At 71.4% G+C, this 16,179-nt stretch carries 17 protein-coding genes; 10 read left to right on the top strand and 7 right to left on the bottom strand.

Features of this window, described 5'->3' with window-relative positions; genetic code table 11:
- The first annotated feature begins 93 nt into the window (after positions 1 to 93).
- Positions 94 to 507 carry a VOC family protein gene (locus tag ACH34T_RS35565; RefSeq protein WP_396025370.1) on the top strand — a complete coding sequence of 138 codons (414 nt, stop codon included), beginning with the start codon at positions 94 to 96 and terminating at the stop codon, positions 505 to 507.
- Between the two features lie 80 nt (positions 508 to 587).
- Positions 588 to 1,232 carry a hypothetical protein gene (locus tag ACH34T_RS35560; RefSeq protein ID WP_396025369.1) on the top strand — a complete coding sequence of 215 codons (645 nt, stop codon included), beginning with the start codon at positions 588 to 590 and terminating at the stop codon, positions 1,230 to 1,232.
- A gap of 319 nt (positions 1,233 to 1,551) precedes the next feature.
- On the opposite strand, the gene ACH34T_RS35555 is transcribed toward ACH34T_RS35560, so the two are convergent.
- Positions 1,552 to 2,247 carry a putative glycolipid-binding domain-containing protein gene (locus tag ACH34T_RS35555; protein ID WP_396025454.1) on the bottom strand — a complete coding sequence of 232 codons (696 nt, stop codon included), beginning with the start codon at positions 2,245 to 2,247 and terminating at the stop codon, positions 1,552 to 1,554.
- Positions 2,248 to 2,363: 116 nt separating this feature from the next.
- Positions 2,364 to 3,341: an adenosine deaminase gene (gene add / locus ACH34T_RS35550; RefSeq protein WP_396025368.1), complete on the bottom strand. Its 978-nt coding sequence runs from the start codon at positions 3,339 to 3,341 to the stop codon at positions 2,364 to 2,366.
- A gap of 121 nt (positions 3,342 to 3,462) precedes the next feature.
- On the opposite strand from add, the gene ACH34T_RS35545 reads away from it, so the two are divergent.
- The 3 genes from ACH34T_RS35545 (at position 3,463) to ACH34T_RS35535 (ending at position 5,989) form a co-directional block, all read left to right on the top strand.
- Positions 3,463 to 3,936: a hypothetical protein gene (locus ACH34T_RS35545; RefSeq protein ID WP_396025367.1), complete on the top strand. Its 474-nt coding sequence runs from the start codon at positions 3,463 to 3,465 to the stop codon at positions 3,934 to 3,936.
- A gap of 321 nt (positions 3,937 to 4,257) precedes the next feature.
- Positions 4,258 to 4,473 carry a hypothetical protein gene (locus ACH34T_RS35540; protein ID WP_396025366.1) on the top strand — a complete coding sequence of 72 codons (216 nt, stop codon included), beginning with the start codon at positions 4,258 to 4,260 and terminating at the stop codon, positions 4,471 to 4,473.
- 91 nt (positions 4,474 to 4,564) lie between these two features.
- Complete coding sequence (locus ACH34T_RS35535) at positions 4,565 to 5,989, top strand: serine hydrolase (RefSeq protein ID WP_396025365.1); 1,425 nt, start codon at positions 4,565 to 4,567, stop codon at positions 5,987 to 5,989.
- A 112-nt stretch (positions 5,990 to 6,101) separates the two neighbouring features.
- Here ACH34T_RS35535 and ACH34T_RS35530 read toward each other — a convergent pair whose 3' ends face one another.
- Positions 6,102 to 6,989: an A/G-specific adenine glycosylase gene (locus ACH34T_RS35530; protein ID WP_396025364.1), complete on the bottom strand. Its 888-nt coding sequence runs from the start codon at positions 6,987 to 6,989 to the stop codon at positions 6,102 to 6,104.
- 69 nt (positions 6,990 to 7,058) lie between these two features.
- On the opposite strand from ACH34T_RS35530, the gene ACH34T_RS35525 reads away from it, so the two are divergent.
- Positions 7,059 to 7,685, top strand: coding sequence for a hypothetical protein (locus ACH34T_RS35525; RefSeq protein ID WP_396025363.1), 627 nt, complete (start codon positions 7,059 to 7,061; stop codon positions 7,683 to 7,685).
- Between the two features lie 36 nt (positions 7,686 to 7,721).
- Here ACH34T_RS35525 and disA read toward each other — a convergent pair whose 3' ends face one another.
- The 4 genes from disA to ACH34T_RS35505 all read right to left on the bottom strand — a co-directional run bounded on the left by disA (position 7,722) and on the right by ACH34T_RS35505 (position 12,618).
- Positions 7,722 to 8,804, bottom strand: coding sequence for a DNA integrity scanning diadenylate cyclase DisA (gene disA, locus ACH34T_RS35520; RefSeq protein ID WP_396025362.1), 1,083 nt, complete (start codon positions 8,802 to 8,804; stop codon positions 7,722 to 7,724).
- Between the two features lie 113 nt (positions 8,805 to 8,917).
- Complete coding sequence (gene radA, locus ACH34T_RS35515) at positions 8,918 to 10,438, bottom strand: DNA repair protein RadA (protein ID WP_396025361.1); 1,521 nt, start codon at positions 10,436 to 10,438, stop codon at positions 8,918 to 8,920.
- 111 nt (positions 10,439 to 10,549) lie between these two features.
- Positions 10,550 to 11,695: an alpha/beta fold hydrolase gene (locus tag ACH34T_RS35510; RefSeq protein ID WP_396025360.1), complete on the bottom strand. Its 1,146-nt coding sequence runs from the start codon at positions 11,693 to 11,695 to the stop codon at positions 10,550 to 10,552.
- 224 nt (positions 11,696 to 11,919) lie between these two features.
- Positions 11,920 to 12,618, bottom strand: a complete 699-nt coding sequence (locus ACH34T_RS35505) for a class I SAM-dependent methyltransferase (protein ID WP_396025359.1) — start codon at positions 12,616 to 12,618, stop codon at positions 11,920 to 11,922.
- 180 nt (positions 12,619 to 12,798) lie between these two features.
- Here ACH34T_RS35505 and ACH34T_RS35500 point away from each other — a divergent pair, with 180 nt between their 5' ends.
- From ACH34T_RS35500 to ACH34T_RS35485, 4 genes are all read left to right on the top strand, one after another.
- A complete protein-coding gene (locus tag ACH34T_RS35500; RefSeq protein WP_396025358.1) occupies positions 12,799 to 13,683 on the top strand; it encodes a sugar phosphate isomerase/epimerase family protein in 885 nt (294 codons plus the stop codon).
- Entirely contained in the window at positions 13,680 to 14,333 is a 654-nt protein-coding gene (locus ACH34T_RS35495) for a TetR family transcriptional regulator (protein WP_396025357.1), read from the top strand. The genes ACH34T_RS35500 and ACH34T_RS35495 overlap by 4 nt, the downstream gene beginning before the upstream one ends.
- Before the next feature lie 156 nt (positions 14,334 to 14,489).
- On the top strand, positions 14,490 to 15,227 hold the full coding sequence (locus ACH34T_RS35490) for an ABC transporter ATP-binding protein (RefSeq protein WP_396025356.1): 738 nt from the start codon (positions 14,490 to 14,492) through the stop codon (positions 15,225 to 15,227).
- Complete coding sequence (locus tag ACH34T_RS35485) at positions 15,224 to 15,958, top strand: ABC transporter permease (protein ID WP_396025355.1); 735 nt, start codon at positions 15,224 to 15,226, stop codon at positions 15,956 to 15,958. Before ACH34T_RS35490 ends, ACH34T_RS35485 begins: the two co-directional genes overlap by 4 nt.
- Positions 15,959 to 16,179 lie beyond the last annotated feature (221 nt).

Below are 16,179 nucleotides of genomic sequence, written 5' to 3'. Positions count from 1 at the left end.
GGCCCGCATCGGATTCGTCCGGCGCGGGCCCTTTCGCATGCGTGGCGTCTTCTGCGGGCAGCATGCGCGTACCCACGACTCGCAGGAGCCGACATGAGTCCCGCGCCGCGCATGACGCTTTCCGCCCCCGTCCTCGACGCACCCGACCCGCGCGCCCTTGCGGCCTTCTACAGGCGGCTCCTGGGCTGGACGGTCGTGCAGGACGAGCCCGACTGGGTGAAGCTGCGACCGCCCAACGGCGGAACCGGGCTGTCGTTCCAGACTGAGCCCCTCTATGAGGCGCCCACTTGGCCCGCCTCTGCCGACGCCCAGCAGATCATGGCCCACCTGGACTTCGAGGTGGACGACCTGGACGCGGCCGGCGAACACGCAGAGGCCACGGGCGCCGTGCTGGCCGATTTCCAGCCCGAGGCGGACGTTCGCGTCTATCTCGACCCCGCCGGACACCCGTTCTGCCTCTTCCTTCCGGGGTCGGAGGAGCCTCGCGATCCCGAGGACGGCCCGTAATCCACAGAACGTTGTTCTAGTGCCTGTGGCCGGGCGCGTCCGCGATCGTGGATGTCGGAGGTGAGCCATAGTGTTCGAACATGCGATCGAGTACGGGACTTCGACGGGAAGGGGGCGCCCGCGAGGCCTACGTCGCGCAGGCGTTCCTGCGGGACGTCCGAGCCCCCGCGCCGGCCGAGCTTCCGATCTTCCGGTCGCGCCTGCAGGGCGAACTCCTGGCCCGTCTCCTGCTGGGGCCGGAACGCGAGATGTCGATGCTCGACCTGGCGGTGATGCTCCACACCGACCTCGCCTCCGTGATGCGCGAGGTGGAGCGCTTGTCCGGGGCCGGCGTTCTCGCCCTTCGCCGCACCATGGCCGGACGCCTCGTCAGGCGGGCCCCCGACAGCCCGCTGTACGGGCCCCTCGCCCATCTCCTGATGCTGACCTTCGGCCCCGCGGCGGTGGTGGCGGAGGAGTTCGGCCGGCTGCCCGCCGTCCAGGAGGTCCACCTCTTCGGCGCCTGGGCGGAACGCTACGAGCACCCCTCAGGCCCCCACCCGGCCGACGTGGAGGTCCTCATCATCGGCCACCTCGCCCCGGACACCGCATTCGACACCGCCCAGGAAGCCGCCGCCCGCCTGGCCCTCCCCGTACACCCCGTCGTCCGCACCCCACCCCAATGGCAGGACGGCAACGACCCTTTCCTCCGCGAAATCCGCAACGGCCCCCTAATCCCCCTCTAGCCCCACCCAGCCCGCCCCACACCCAACCCAGCCTGGTCACGCCCCCGCTCAGCCTGGCCAGCGCCTTTCGCTCGGCCCGGCCCGTGCCCTCGCTCAGCCGTACCTTGGTCCAGCCCGATCCCCTCGACCAGCCTGGTCTCTCTGGCTCAGGCCGGTCCGCACCCGACTCAGGCCGGTCGGTGCCCCCGCTTTGGCCGTTCCCCGGGGATTAGGCCGGTTCGCCTCTGCGCTCTGGCTGGCCCCGGTTCAGGTCGGGCGCGCCTCGGGTCGGACTCGGGGTGCGCCCCGCCCTAGCCCTTCCTCGCTCGGTGGTGCGGCATCAGGCCGGTGGTGCGGAGGTGGCGGGTGCTGAGGGGTGCCTGGTGGCGCTCAGACGTCCATCTGAGCTGGTTCGGCGCTCAGACCATGCCTGGCGGCTCCCGAGGCCTGCCGTGTCTCCTCGCTGGCCTGTGACCCCGCCAGGCGAGCTCAGGGCCGTTTGCGGGGCCTCTGCCAGGCCCCTTGAGCGAGAGCGGGACGCGTGCCGCCGGACCGGCGCTGGTGAGGAAGGGCAGCAGGAGCACGACGATCCCGGTGAGGACGGTGATGACCAGCAGCCCGGCGGGTGGCGAGGTGTGGGCGTCCAAGGCGTGTGCTGGCGGCCGGGCCGTGCCTGACCACTGACGTCTCGCGCGTGTCCACCTGGGCCTGCCTTGGTGCGGACGCGATGGCGGTCCAGGCCTTGGCCGGGGGTTGCGGTGGCGTAGGCGTAGCTCTGGCGTCCAGCGGTGTCGGGCAGGCGCGCGTAGGACTGTTCCAGGCGGTCGACGGTGAGGTCGGCGGCCCGGACGTAGACGGCGGGCGCGTCTGCGGTTTCGTCGACGTTCAGGTGCAGCCGGTGTACGGGCAGCGCGTTGGTCATCGCGGACGATTCGAGATTGACGTCGACACAGCCGTTGAGGCGTGGGTCGTGGCGGTCGTGGATCGGCCATCGGCCGTCCGGTGCCTCGTCCAGGGCGAGTGGGCGTCCGCCCAGGGGGTGACGGACGCGTCTCTCCGCTGGGTGGTGAGGTGGTGATGTCTGGGTGGTGGGGGGTGGTGGTGTCTGGCGGGCGGGGGATGGATTGGTTGGGTGGGGGTTTGCGGGCAGGCTCAGGGTGTGGTGGTGAGCCAGGTGGTGATCTCTTGGTGGAGGCGGGTCTTGGTTGAGGCGGGGGCGAAGGAGGCGTCCACGCCGGCGCGGGCCAGGTTGGCTAGGGCTTGGTCGTCGTAGGCGAAAGTGTCGCGGACGCGGGTGTATTCGGCGGTGAGGGGGGTGCCGACCAGGGCGGGGATGTCGGTGTTGAGGGTCACGATCAGGCCCGCGCCGAGGAGATGAGGGAGGGGGTGGTCCTCGAGGGTTGGAGCGAAGCCCAAGGCGACGTTGGAGGACGGGCACACCTCCAGCGGGATTCGACGGTCGCGGACTTCGGCGACGAGGTCGGGGTCGTCCAGGATGCGGATGCCGTGGCCGAGACGTTCGGTGCGGCCCGGGCCGAGCGCGTGCCGGATGCTGGCCGGGCCCTCGCCTTCGCCTGCGTGGTGAACGACGTGCAGGCCCGCGTCGCGGGCGGCGGCGAAGACGTCGTTGAACGGGTCGCCGGGGTGGGCCTCGTCGCCGGCGAGTCCCACGGCGACGACGCCGTCGTGGTGGCGTGCGAGGTCGAGGGTCCGCCAGGCGCGTTCGACGGAGCGGCGCCGCGAGTGGTCGAGGATGAGGCGGCATTCGATCCCGAACGCCTCGCGTCCGGCGTCCAGGCCCTCCAGGACGGCCGCCAGCGGCATGCCGAGGTCGCCTAGCCGCTCGCCGTGGCCGGCGGCGGTGAAGGACACCTCGGCGTAGCGGGTGCCCTGCGCGGCCTCGTCCTCGCAGAACTCGTAGGCGACCCTCCGGAAGTCGGCGGGACGGCGCAGGCAGGCGCGGACGAGGTCGTTCTGCGCGAAGAAGGCGGCGAAGCTCCCGAACGTCCCCACGTCGTCGGGCACCTTCACGCCGTTGGCCGCGCCGATCTCGCGGAGAGTGGCCCACCGGACGGTGCTCTCCAGGTGCACGTGCAGGTGGGCTTTGGGCAGGCTCAGCAGGTCACGCACGGGCGTACGGTATGCGACGGCCGGCTTGGCCCACCAACCATTATTCGCGTTGACCTTGCATGAGGTCCCGGGGCCGGAGCCAAAGGCGGTGCGAGGCGCGCCGGGCAGTGTCGGGAAGCAGGTGCTGGTCGAGCACGCGCTACGGATAGCCCGCGGTATCAGCCACCACCGCCTCCTGTGTCATTCGCACCGCTCGTATCACGTGACTGACCTGCTGGTGTTCGCGGCCGGGGCGATCAGCTGCTGGGAATGGGTTGACGTCGAGGGGTTGCGCGGGAAGCTCTACAGCGGCTGGGGCGTGACCGAAGTGTCCGAGGGCGGTCAGATTAATGCGTTCGAGCTGGGGCGTTGGAAAGCGGCGGAACCGGCGTTCGGGCTCACGCCTGAGATGCTCCTTGGGGAGGTGGCCGACGACCTGGACCGCCTCAACGGTTGTCCGGATTTCACCGGGCGGTGCCTGGCCGTGCTTGACCGGTACCTGGAAACCCGGGAGGAGACCGACCGGCGGGCTCTGCGGAACGCCTACCTGGCGATTCCCGAGCATCAGCGCCATTATTCGCTGGGTGACATGGACAACACGGCGAGCGTCCGATAGGCGGTTGGTTTCGGGACGAGGACGTGGTCACCGAGGTCATGCGCGAATGGGCGCTGGACTATTTTGCTGATCGCGCCCGCGTCGCGTTGAGTACGCGGTCGAGCGTCCCGCGGACGACCCGGAGGAACCTGCCGCCGGGACGATTACCCGAAGGGATGGCCTGAGGACGCGGGAATCGCCGTGCTGTAGAACGACCATCCGTCGCCGATCGAGGTCGGCGGCGTCGTCTATCCGTCGGTCGAGCATGCCCACTGGGCACTCGACGCCCGCGACCGGATCTGTGCCGCTGAACGTGCCTACGACGCCCAGAAGCTTGCGGAAATGGAGCTCCGCGTCGAGAACTGGCGGCAGATCCGGACGGCGGTGATGGCCGGTCTCCTGCGCGCGGAATACGGGCGGCATCCCGGGTTGGCGGACGTCCTGATCGGGACGGGTGACGCCCCGATCGCCTACGTGGGGATGGGCTCCGTCCACTGGGTCGCGCAGGGTGGAAACGGACGCAACTGGGTGGGCCGGCTGGTTGAACTCGTGCGCTAGGAACTTCGGGTCCAAAGTTCGGAGATCCCTTTCCCCTGACACCCGTCCAGCCCTAAGCTGATCAACTTCGCCGACGGGGAAAGGGGAACCGGTGAAACACAGGTGGGCATACGGGGCCATCGGGGTACTGACGGCGGCGGCCCTGACGGGCTGTTCCGCGAACCCGGCGCAGGTCGACGCGGCAAAGGTCGCCGATGTGCAGAAGACGAGCAAAGTCGCGGAACAGCTGCGGCAGGCCATGGACCAGTTGCGGTTCCAGGAGGTTCTCGACACGGCGCCGCCGACCACGGCACAGCTCCGCACCACGCGGAACCCCGTGGACAAGGAGGCGCAGCGCACGCGTCCGTTCGCCGCGGCCGACCCTAAGCCGATCGTGCAGCAGCCGCAGATGGACGCCACCATCATCGAACTGGACGGGCGCGGTCGTCCCGTCTCGTCCGGCACCGTTCTGATGAGCCCGACGTACAAGAACGGCGTGGTCGTGCCCGTCGACGGGAACCTGTCCACGACGAGTGTGCGGTGGCGGCAGTGGGATGACGCGGGCTGGTACAAGAACAAGGGGCAGGGCAGCATCGACGTGGTTCCGGGCAGGGAGGGCGCGCCGCTCGACCACATGCTCGACTACCCCGCCTCCGTCCTGAAGCTCATGGTCAACTTCGGGGTGCTGCGGCTCGTCGACAAGGGCGAGATCAAGCTGGACGACACCTACGCGTACAAGCCGACCGAGATCAGCCCGCTGTGCGGGGAGGCCACGAGCAACACCGTCCGCAAGTACATGGACGCGTCGCTCACCGTTTCGTCCAACGGTGCGTCGTGCGCGCTGATCAAGCTGCTGCACGACCACAAGGCCATCGACCCGCTGAACCAGACCTTCCAGGACCTCGGCCTGCAGACGCTGCAACTGAAGGGGACCAGGGCGTCCAACGGCGGCCGCTGGTCGAACGAGATCACGATGAGCTCGCTCGACACCGCCAAGCTGCTGACGCTCGTCAACGGCGCCCCGGGCACGGTGTGGACGGCGCCCGACGGCAAGCCGGTGAAGAGCGACGACGTGCTGAGCCCGGCGTCGCGCAAGTTCTTCCGCGCCGAGCTGGCGCAGCAGGGGTTCAACGACATGCTGTCCAGCACGAACTGGTGCGGCGGGAAGTATCCGGCGGCCGGTCTGCCGAACGCCGCCCCGTCCCGCTGGATCGGCGCGGACGGCACCGTGACGGTCGACGGGAACAAGTTCGGGCGCGACGTCCGTCCCTGCAACAAGAAGGCCGAGGTCGCGTTCGCGCACAAGACCGGCTGGGTGAACAACTCGGCGGGCGACGCGGGCATCGTCCGCGCCCTGCGCGGCGAGGGCGGGCGCAACTACGTGATCGTCGTCTTCTCGAACCTCGGCACGCAGTACATCGACGCCGGACGGCCCGAGACCCCGCCCGGCATCTACCCGTTCTCCTACACCGAGAAGTTCGCGAAGCTCGGCCGCGCCATGGACGCCTACGAAAAGCGTCGCGCCGCCGGTCACTGAGGCTCACTCCTGGCCTGGGGGCCGGTCCGATGGGGACCGGCCCCCAAAGGCTTGGAAAGTCTCCAAGCGCCGATCGCCTGGACGTCTGTCGCGCACGGGGCGGCGGGCGGCGTTACTGGGGGAGGGCGTAGAGGCCGTCGTCCAGGGGGTCGACCAGGCCGTCCGCGATCAGGGCGTCCAGGGCGCGTTCCCGCTGGACGGCGTCCGACCAGACGACGTCGAGGGCCGGTTTCGCGACCGGTCCTTCGGCGTCGCGCAGGACGGCGAGGATGCGCCCCCGGCACTGCCGGTCGGTGCCCGCGTACGTCTGGCCCCGGCGCGGCGGGCCGTCGTAGGCGGGACGGCCGTTCCGCTGCCACGCGCACTTGTCGACCACCGGGCAGTCGACGCAGCGGGGCGTGCGGGCGGTGCACACCAGCGCGCCCAGTTCCATGACGGCCACGGCCCAGCGGGCGGCCGTCGCGGGATCGACGGGCAGGAGGCTCTCCGCGAGTTCCACCTCGGCTCTCGTCTGCGACTTCGGCGGGTACTCGTCGCCGGACAGCAGCCGGGCCAGGACGCGCCGCACGTTCGTGTCGAGGACGGCGTGCCGCTGCCCGAACGCGAAACTCGCGACGGCCGCGGCGGTGTAGGCGCCGATGCCGGGCAACGCCAGCAGTTCCTCATGCGATGACGGGACGTCGCCGCCATGCCGTTCGGTGATCGCGCGGGCGCTCTCGTGCAGGCGCAGCGCGCGGCGCGGGTAGCCGAGGCGTCCCCAGGCCCGGACGGCTTCCCCGGACGGCTCGGCGGCCAGTGCGGTGGGCGTCGGCCAGCGGGACATCCAGGCGTCCCAGACCGGCAGGACGCGCGACACCGGGGTCTGCTGGAGCATGATCTCGCTGACCAGGACGCCCCACGGGGTCGCGTCCCGCGCCCGCCACGGGAGATCCCGGGCGTTCACCTCGTACCAGTCGAGGATCGGGGCTGTGTAGGCGGCGTTAACGGCGGTGGAGTTCATGGCGCGCCGCCATTGTGGCACGCGGCGGGTCGTCCCCTCTTTCCGGATCGCTGAATGCATACTGACCGCATGGGGGCGGACACTGAACGTAACCAGGACGGTTCCCGGCTCGACCAATACTGGCGGCGCCGTGCGGTGGCCTTGACGGGCGTCCTCGGCGCGGTCGCGCTGCTCGCCTGGGCCTGCACCGGCGGCTCGGGGGACGCGGAGGACGGCGAGCCGGTCCGGAACGCGGGCGCGGCCGGCGGCGCGGGCCCCGAGGCCCCGCCGACGTCGATGCCGACGGTCACCGTCACCGCGACGGCCACCCCGGAGGAGACCCCGGCGGACGACGGCGGCCCCTGCCGCGAGGACGACCTCGTGGTCAACATGTCGGCGTCCCGGGACACGTACGCGCGCGCAGACCGGCCCCAGTTCAGGATCACGGTCGTCAACATGGGCGGGGGCTCGTGCGCGTTCGACAAGCAGGGGTTGGACGTTCGCGTCACGTCCGGCCCCGACCGGATCTGGTCGTCGGCCGAATGCCGTCGCGGCGACCCGTCCAAGGAGACGCTCCGGCGCGGCATCCCCTTCGTCGAAACGATCACCTGGAACCGCACCCGCGGTTGCAGGGGCGGCGCCTCCGCTCGTCCCGGGACCTACGTGGCCGACCTGAAGGGCCACAAGGTCGAGAAGCGCATCTTCCACCTCCGCTGACCTTCCGATCAGCGGTTGCGAGAGGCGAGAACGGGGTTACACGTACCGTTCGAGGATTGAGGATTCGGCGAGGCGGGAGAGTCCTTCGCGGACGCTGCGTGCGCGGGACTCGCCGACGCCGCCGACCGCCTGGAGGTCGTCGATGCTGGCGGCGAGGAGTTTCTGCAGGCCGCCGAAGTGCTCGACGAGGCGTTCGACGACCATGCTCGGCAGCCGCGGGACCTTGGCGAGGAGCCGGAAGCCCTTGGGGCTGACGGGCAGGTCGAGGGCGTCCGGTCCGGCGAAGCCCATGACCTCGGCGACCGTCGACAGGTCGAGCAGCTCGGTCGCGGACAGCGTGTCGAGCGCCGACAGGATGGCGGCGACGCCGCGGGCGCGGGTGTCGTCGGACGGGTAGTCGCGGACGATCAGCTCCCGGTCGACGTCGACGCCGGAGACGAGCTCGTCCAGCTGGAGGGACAGGAGCCGTCCGTCGGTGCCGAGCTCGACGACGTAGCCCTCGATCTCGTCGGCGATGCGGCGCACCATCTCCAGGCGCTGGACGACGGCGCTGACGTCCCGGACGGTGACGAGGTCCTCGATCTCCAGCGCCGACAATGTGCCGGACACCTCGTCCAACCTCAGCTTGTAGCGTTCGAGCGTGGCCAGGGCCTGGTTGGCCTTGGACAGGATCGCGGCGGAGTCTTCGAGGACGTAGCGGATCCCGTCGAGGTACAGCGCGATGATGTGCATCGACTGGCTGACCGAGATGACGGGGTATCCGGTCTGGCGGGCGACGCGCTCGGCGGTGCGGTGGCGCGTTCCCGACTCCTCGGTGGGGATGGTGGAGTCCGGCACGAGGTGGACGGCGGCGCGGACGATGCGGCTGTGGGTGTGGTCGAGGACGATCGCGCCGTCCATCTTGGCGAGTTCGCGCAGCCGGGTGGCGGAGAACTCGACGTCGAGCTCGAAGCCGCCCGTGCACAGGTCCTCGACCGGTTTGTCGTAGCCGAGCACGATCAGGCCACCGGTGTGGCCCCGGAGGATCCGCTCCAGTCCGTCGCGGATCTGGGTGCCCGGGGCCACCGCGGCCAACGTGGCGCGGCGTCGTTCGTCATGACCCTTGTCGTGTGATGGCACCTGACCCCCGGAGGTCGCTGGACGGCGTCAGTTTACCGAGGAGGGCCGCGCGCTGGTTCCTCCCCAGGTCGCAAGCGTGTGCTGCGCGGGGTAATACTCTGGCGGGATCCACGTTACGGGGCCGTAAAGGCGACCTGCAGGGCCTGTTGCAGGCTGTCGACCTCCATCACCTTCATGCCTTCGTAGCTGGTCAGCTGCGGGTCGGCGCGCTTGAGCGGGGATCCGTCGGCGAGTTCGAGGGACCCGCGCGGGACGACGGCGTGCTTGAACCCGAGCCGCGCCGCCTCGGCGAGCCGCCGCTGGACGCCCGGCACGACGCGGACCTCACCGGCGAGCCCGACCTCGCCGAGCGCGATCAGGCTGCCCGACAGCGACTGCTCGACGGTGGACCCGGCGACGGCGAGGGCGAGGGCCAGGTCGACGGACGTCTCGGTGAGCCGGACGCCGCCGACCGTCGACACGTACACGTCCTGCTCGTGCATGGAGATCTTGCAGCGCTGCGCGAGGACGGCGAGGACCATCGCGACGCGCGACGTGTCCAGCCCGGACGTGGCGCGCCGCGGCGCCGGGAGGTGCGACTTCGCGACCAGCGACTGCACTTCGGCGACGAGGGGGCGGCGGCCTTCGAGCGTCACAGTCACGCAGGTGCCGGGGACGGGCTCCTCCCGCCGCGTGAGGAACAGCCCGCTCGGGTCGGGCAGGCCGACGATGCCGAGTTCGGACAGGTCGAAGCAGCCCAGCTCGTCGGTGGGCCCGTAGCGGTTCTTCACGGCGCGGATCATGCGGAGCCTGGAGTGCCGGTCGCCCTCGAAGTACAGGACGACGTCGACGAGGTGTTCCAGCAGCCGCGGCCCGGCGATGGCGCCGTCCTTGGTGACGTGGCCGACCAGCACGACGGTGACGCCGCGTTCCTTGGCGACGCGGATGAGGTTGGCGGCGACCTCCCGGATCTGGGTCACGCCGCCTGGCGCGCCGTCGACCTCGGACGTCCCGATCGTCTGGATGGAGTCGACCACGAGCAGCGACGGCTCCACGGTGTCGACATGCCCGAGGATCGCGGACAGCTCCGTCTCCGCCGCCAGGTACAGGTCGTCGGTGACGGCCCCGACGCGGTCGGCGCGCAGCCGCACCTGCTCGGCCGACTCCTCACCCGTGACGTACAGAACACGCGGCCCCGCCGCCCTCTCACCGTTCGCCCGCGCCTCGGAACCCCGGGTTTCAGAACCCCGCGCCTCCGATGCGCGGGTTTCGGAATCGCGGGCCGCTGGGACGGCGGCGGTTTCGGGCGGGGTCGACGCCAGTGCGGCGACCTCCAGCAGCAGCGTCGACTTGCCGATGCCCGGCTCGCCCGCGAGCAGCAGGACGGCGCCGGGGACGATGCCGCCGCCGAGGACGCGGTCCAGCTCGTCCAGGCCGGTGGCCCGGGTCTGCGCGGACCGCACGTCCACCTGCCCGATCGGACGCGCCGGAGAGCTGACCGGTCCGGCGGACACGACCCGCGCCGGGGTCGCGGACGTCGCCTCGGTGACCGTCCCCCAGGTCTGGCACTCGCCGCAGCGCCCGACCCATTTGGACGTCTGCCACCCGCAGTCCGAGCACCGGTAGGCCGCCTTGGCCGTCTTCGCCTTCGCCATGCGCGGAAGCGTAGAGGTCTCCTCCGACAGCCGGGCGCAAGCCAGCGCCCCGGTCGGCCGGGCGCGCGGCGGCGGCCTGGCCGGTCGGGTGGGCTCAGGCCGGGGGGGCGGTCAGGCGGCGAGGTTCTTGCGGGCGCGTTCCACGAGGTCGCCGAGGTGGTCGGCGACGATGTTCGGCCGTTCCATCATGACCATGTGCCCGGCGGACGGGACGATCTCCAGCCGTCCGTCCGGCACGCAGGAGGCGATCCTGAGACTGTGCCCGACGGGCGTGAGCAGGTCGTGCTCCGCGCCGATGACCAGGTTGTCGGCGGCGGCGAGGGACGCGCAGTCGCTGATCGCCTCGGTCGTGATCATCGAGTGGAGGAAGCCGGCGAAGGCGTCCATCCGGGTCTCGGCCATCATCCGCTCGGCGAAGGCGACGGCGGCGGGGCTCGCGTCGGGGCCGAACGCGATCAGGTCCTCGACGAGCGTGCCGGCACGTCGGCCGAGGTGGCGGACCCTCTCGACGGCGCCCGACCCGGCGCCGAGCGCGCCGAGCGCGCGCGGCAGGACGCGATGGGTGGCGCGCGCGAGCAGCGCGGGCGCGCCGAGGGTGATCTCGCCGAGCCCGCCGGACGACGTGCACACCAGCCCCGTGGCGACGATCTTGCTGCCGAGGAGGTCGGCGTACTCGTCCGCGTACCGCAGGACGGTCATCCCGCCCATGGAGTGCCCGACGAGGACGACCGGCGTCCCGGCCGGGACCGTGGCGTCGATGACGGCGGCGAGGTCGGCGGCTAGGCGGGAGATCGCGTATCCGTCGCGGGCGCCGCCTTCGGAGCGTCCGTGGCCGCGGTGGTCCCAGAAGACGAGGCGGGCGCGGCCGCGCAGGGCCTTGCGCTGGAAGTGCCAGGAGTCCTGGGTGAGCGTCCAGCCGTGGCAGAACACGACGGCGAGGTCGGTGCGGTCGTCGCCGTCGATCTCGGCGTAGAGGCGCGTTCCGTCGTCGGCCCGGACGGGGAAGGGACGTCCGCGCACCGCCCCGAACGGCTCGCCGGCGAACGGGTCGGGACGCGCTTGCAGCCGGCGCAGGGCGCGCCGCTGAACGGCCAGCCCGGCGATCCCGGCCGCGGCTCCGGCTCCGGCCGCGCCGATCGCCGTGGCCGCGAGCAACCCGCGGAAGCCCCGTCCCTGGGCCGGTTTGGCCGTTCGCGGAGTTCGGAGGGGCGGTGGTCCAGCGGTGGTGCGGGTCGACTTGGCGGCGAGACGGGCCATGGCCGGTTCCTCCCGTTGCTCAAGGTCGCGGCACGCCGTCTGGTGCCGCGAGCGCCTTCGGGACCCATTGTTGTATACGGAGTCTAGTAAGCGCCATCGCCGGGAGGGACCGAGCGGCTGACCCGGCGGTGAGCCAGACGCACCGCCACTACCAGGCGTGGCGCCACGTCCTCGCGCACCGGCGCCATCCAGGCGCGGCGCCGCGATCAGAGGCACCGCCGCGGTCAGGGGCGGCGCCACCAGAGGTTGACGGCGTAGTCCACTTCGAGGCCCGGGTGCTCGCGCAGGCAGGCGTCGGCCAGGTCGGGCGGGAACTCGATCCGCAGGACGGCGGCGAAATCGTCCCGGTTCTGGAACGACCAGCGGATCGTCAGCGGCTCGCGGGCGAAGCCGTGCCGCGTCCAGAACCGCTCCACCGCCTCCGGGTCGTACGACGGAAGGCCGCGCCGGAACCAGCGGCCGAACGTCGACCGGGTCGCGTCGTTGTCGATGATGAAGATCGCGCCGCCGCGCCGGACGACCCGTCCCAGCTCGGCGAGGCCCGGCTCGCAGCCGGGCCCGAAGAAGTACGCCCACCTGGCGTGGACGACGTCGACCGACGCGTCCGGCAGCGGCAGCGCCTGCGCCGCGCCGACCCGCACCGTGACGTTCGGCAGCTCACGGGCCCGGCGCGCCGCGGCCGACGCGAGGGTCGCGTGCGGCTCGACGCCGATCACCCGGCGCGCGTCCGCGGCGAAGAAGGGCAGGTGGAAGCCGGTGCCGCAGCCGACGTCCAGGACGTCCGCGCCCTTCCACGGACGGATCGCGCGCATCGCCTCCGCCAGGACGCCGTCGGGGTCGGCGGCGCGGTTCTCCAGCTCGTAGACGTGCGGGGTGTTCCAGATGTTGGGGCTCGGCACGGCGCCGTGTGCGATCTCGGCCACGGGGACAGAGGGTAGCCACCGCCTGGCGCGACGCGGCCTCGCCGCCGCCGGGAGGAAAGCAGGATCACGCGGGGCGAGGGTTTCATCACCGGCGCGGGCGCATAGGCTTTCCTTTGCGAACCGCACCTTTCGACCGTGCCCCTACGACACTGCCGAGCGACCATTCCTGGCGAGGAAGCCTTGACCGCGCAGCACAACGGCGTCTCTTCACCGGCCCTCCGCGTCCCGGACGCGCCGATCACGCTCTCCACCGCGTCGGTGTACCCGGAGAAGGTACCGAGCGCGTTCGAGATCGCCGCGCTGCTGGGCTACGACGGCATCGAGGTCATGGTCTCCACGGACGCCTCGTCCCAGGACCTGAACGTCCTGCGCCGGCTGTCCGACTACCACGAGGTCCCGATCAGGTCGATCCACGCGCCGTGCCTGCTGCTCACCCAGCGGGTCTGGGGACGCGAGCCATGGGGCAAGTTGGTGCGTTCCAAGGAGGTCGCGGAGGAGCTCGGCGCGGAGGTCATCGTCGTCCACCCGCCGTTCAGGTGGCAGCGCGACTACGCGAAGGAGTTCGTCGAGGGCCTCGCCCGCATGCAGGACGAGACCGACGTCCTGTTCGCGGTCGAGAACATGTTCCCGCTCAAGGCGCGCGGCGCCGAGGCGGGCATGTACCTGCCCGACTGGAACCCCGTCGACCAGGACTACCCGCACGTCACCCTCGACCTGTCGCACACCGCCGTCTCCGGCTCCGACCCCCTCGACATGGCGGCGAGTCTCGGCGACCGGCTGCGGCACATCCACCTCGCCGACGGCGTCGGCATCACCAACAAGGACGAGCACCTCGTCCCCGGCCGCGGCAACCAGCCCTGCGGGACGTTGCTGGAGAACCTCGCCGAGGGCGGCTTCCGCGGGCACATCGTCATGGAGATCAACACGCGGCGCGCGGCCAGCCGCGTCGAGCGGATGGAGGACCTCGCCGAGGCGCTGGCCTTCACCCGCCTGCACCTCGCCGCCGCCGACCGCACCTGGGAGGTCACCCCGGCCGGCGAGGTCAGCCGCCGGGGTGTCCGGTGACGCGTCCCGTGGACGAACCGGACGCCCGGCGACCTGGGAAGAAGCGCGGCTCGTCGCGCGAGGCGGGGCCAGGGCCCGCGCGGGGGCCGGGACGGCGGCCCGGACCGACCGAGACCCGCGAGAAGATCCTCGCCGAGGCGCGCGACCTGTTCGCCGAGAAGGGCTACGACGGCACGTCGCTGCGCGCCATCGCCCGCGCCGCCGGCGTCGACCCCGCGCTCGTCCACCATTTCTTCGGCAGCAAGGAAGGCGTGTTCATCGAAGCGATGCGCTTCCCGGTGGACCCGGCCACCCTGCTGCCCCGCGTGCTGTCCTTCCCACGGGAGCGGTTCGGCGAGCTGATGGTCCGGACGTTCCTGGACGTGTGGGGCGACGACGAGCGCAGGGCGCCGGTCCTCGCCATGCTCCGCTCGGCGATGACGAACGAGCGCGCGGCGGCGCTGCTGCGCGAGTTCGTCACGTCCGCGCTGTTCGGACGCGCGGGAAAGGCCACGGACACCCCGCAACTGCAGATCCAGGCCGCCGCCGGGCAGCTGATCGGGTTGATGATCCTTCGCTACGTCGTCCGCGTCGAGCCGATCGCGTCCGCCTCCGAGGACGAGCTGGTCGAGCTGGTGGCCCCCACCATCCAGCGCTACTTCGTCTCCTGACCGTCCGCGCGCCCCCTCCTTCCCGCACAGCCTCCGCCGCTTCCGTGTGCGCTGTCCGCTTCCCGTAGCGCGCTCCCCGCTCCCTTCGGAGCGCTTCTCGTTTTCTAGTTGTGTGAACCACTTGACCGTGCGCCTGCGCGAGCATAAATTCAACACATGATGAGTTTTAGTTCGGCGGTACGCGTCCAGGGCCTCCAGGTCGTGCGCGGCGGCCGCGAGGTCCTGCACGGGGTCACCTTCGACGTGCCGCGCGGTTCCGTCCTCGGACTCCTCGGCCCGAGCGGCTGCGGGAAGACCACCCTGATGAGGGCGCTCGTCGGCGTGCAGATCGTCAAGGGCGGCACGGTGACCGTGCTCGGCGAGCCCGCCGGGTCGCCCGGCCTGCGCCGCCGGGTCGGGTACTCGACGCAGACGCCCGCCGTGTACGCCGACCTGTCCGTCGCCGAGAACCTGCGCTACTTCGCGTCCGTCCTGCGGGTGCCGCACCCGCGCGCCGACGCCGACCGCGTGATCGACGAGGTCGGTCTCGGCGAGCACCGCGACCAGACCGCGCAGACGCTGTCCGGCGGACAGCTCAGCCGCCTCAACCTCGCCGTCGCCCTCCTCGGCACGCCCGACCTGCTCGTCCTGGACGAGCCGACCGTCGGCCTCGACCCGGTGCTGCGCCAGGAGCTGTGGGAGCTGTTCCGGGCACTGGCCGACCGGGGCGCGACCCTCGTCGTGTCCAGCCACGTCATGGACGAGGCGGGCCGCACCGACCGGCTGCTGCTCATGCGCGACGGCAGGCTCCTCGCCGACGGCACGCCCGACGGGCTGCGCGACCGCACCGGCACGTCCGACCTCGAAGAGGCGTTCCTCCAGCTGATCGCCGAGAAGGCAGGGAGCCCAGCATGAGCCTCGCCGTCACGCTCGCCACCATGCGCCGCATCCTGACGCAGCTCAAGCACGACCGCCGCACCCTCGCCCTGCTGATCGGCGTGCCCACGCTGCTGATGATCCTGCTGCGGTACGTGTTCGACCAGCCGGTGCTCTTCGACCGGATCGGGCCGATGCTGCTCGGCCTGTTCCCGTTCATCGTCATGTTCGTCGTCGCCAGCGTCGCCACCCTCCGCGAGCGGACGACCGGCACCCTCGAACGGCTGATGACGATGCCGCTCGCCAAGCTCGACCTGCTGGTCGGCTACGCGCTCGCGTTCGGCGTCCTCACCCTCATCCAGGTCGCCGCCGTCCTGCTCATCTCGCTGACGTGGCTCGGCCTCGATCTCAACGGCTCGCTCGCCTCACTGGTCCTCGTGTCCCTGCTGGACGCGCTGCTCGGCATGGCGCTCGGCCTGTTCGCGAGCGCGTTCGCCCGGTCGGAGTTCCAGGCGGTGCAGTTCCTGCCCGCGTTCGTGCTGCCGCAACTGCTGCTCTGCGGCCTCATCATCCCGCGCGAGAACATGGCGTCCTGGCTTGAGGCGATCTCGGACGTGCTGCCGCTCACCTACGCCGTCGAGGGGATGAAGGAGATCAGCGCCCACCCCGACCTCACCGGCACGCTGACCCTCGACATCGCCGTCATGGCCGCCTTCACCCTCGCCGCCCTCCTCCTGGGCGCCGCCACCCTCCGCCGCCGGACTGTGTAGGCCCAGGGGGGCGACCCCCTGGAACCCCCGTCACGGGCGGCGAACCGTTTCCCGAGCCGCTGGCGCGTCTCGCGAAACAGTCCGCCGCCCGGCGGGTCGTGCGACCTCCGGCGCGGGGCGCCTCCGGCCGCACGACCCGTGACTGTGCTGGCCCAGGGGGGCGACCCCCTGGAACCCCCGTTACCGGCCGGGCAGCCGTTTCCCGAGCCGCTGGCGCGTCT

It is taken from the genome of Actinomadura sp. 9N215, assembly GCF_044326345.1.
GTDB lineage: Bacteria > Actinomycetota > Actinomycetes > Streptosporangiales > Streptosporangiaceae > Spirillospora.
Note: the sequence above shows the minus strand (reverse complement) of the source record. Positions and strands in the feature narration are given on the sequence as shown.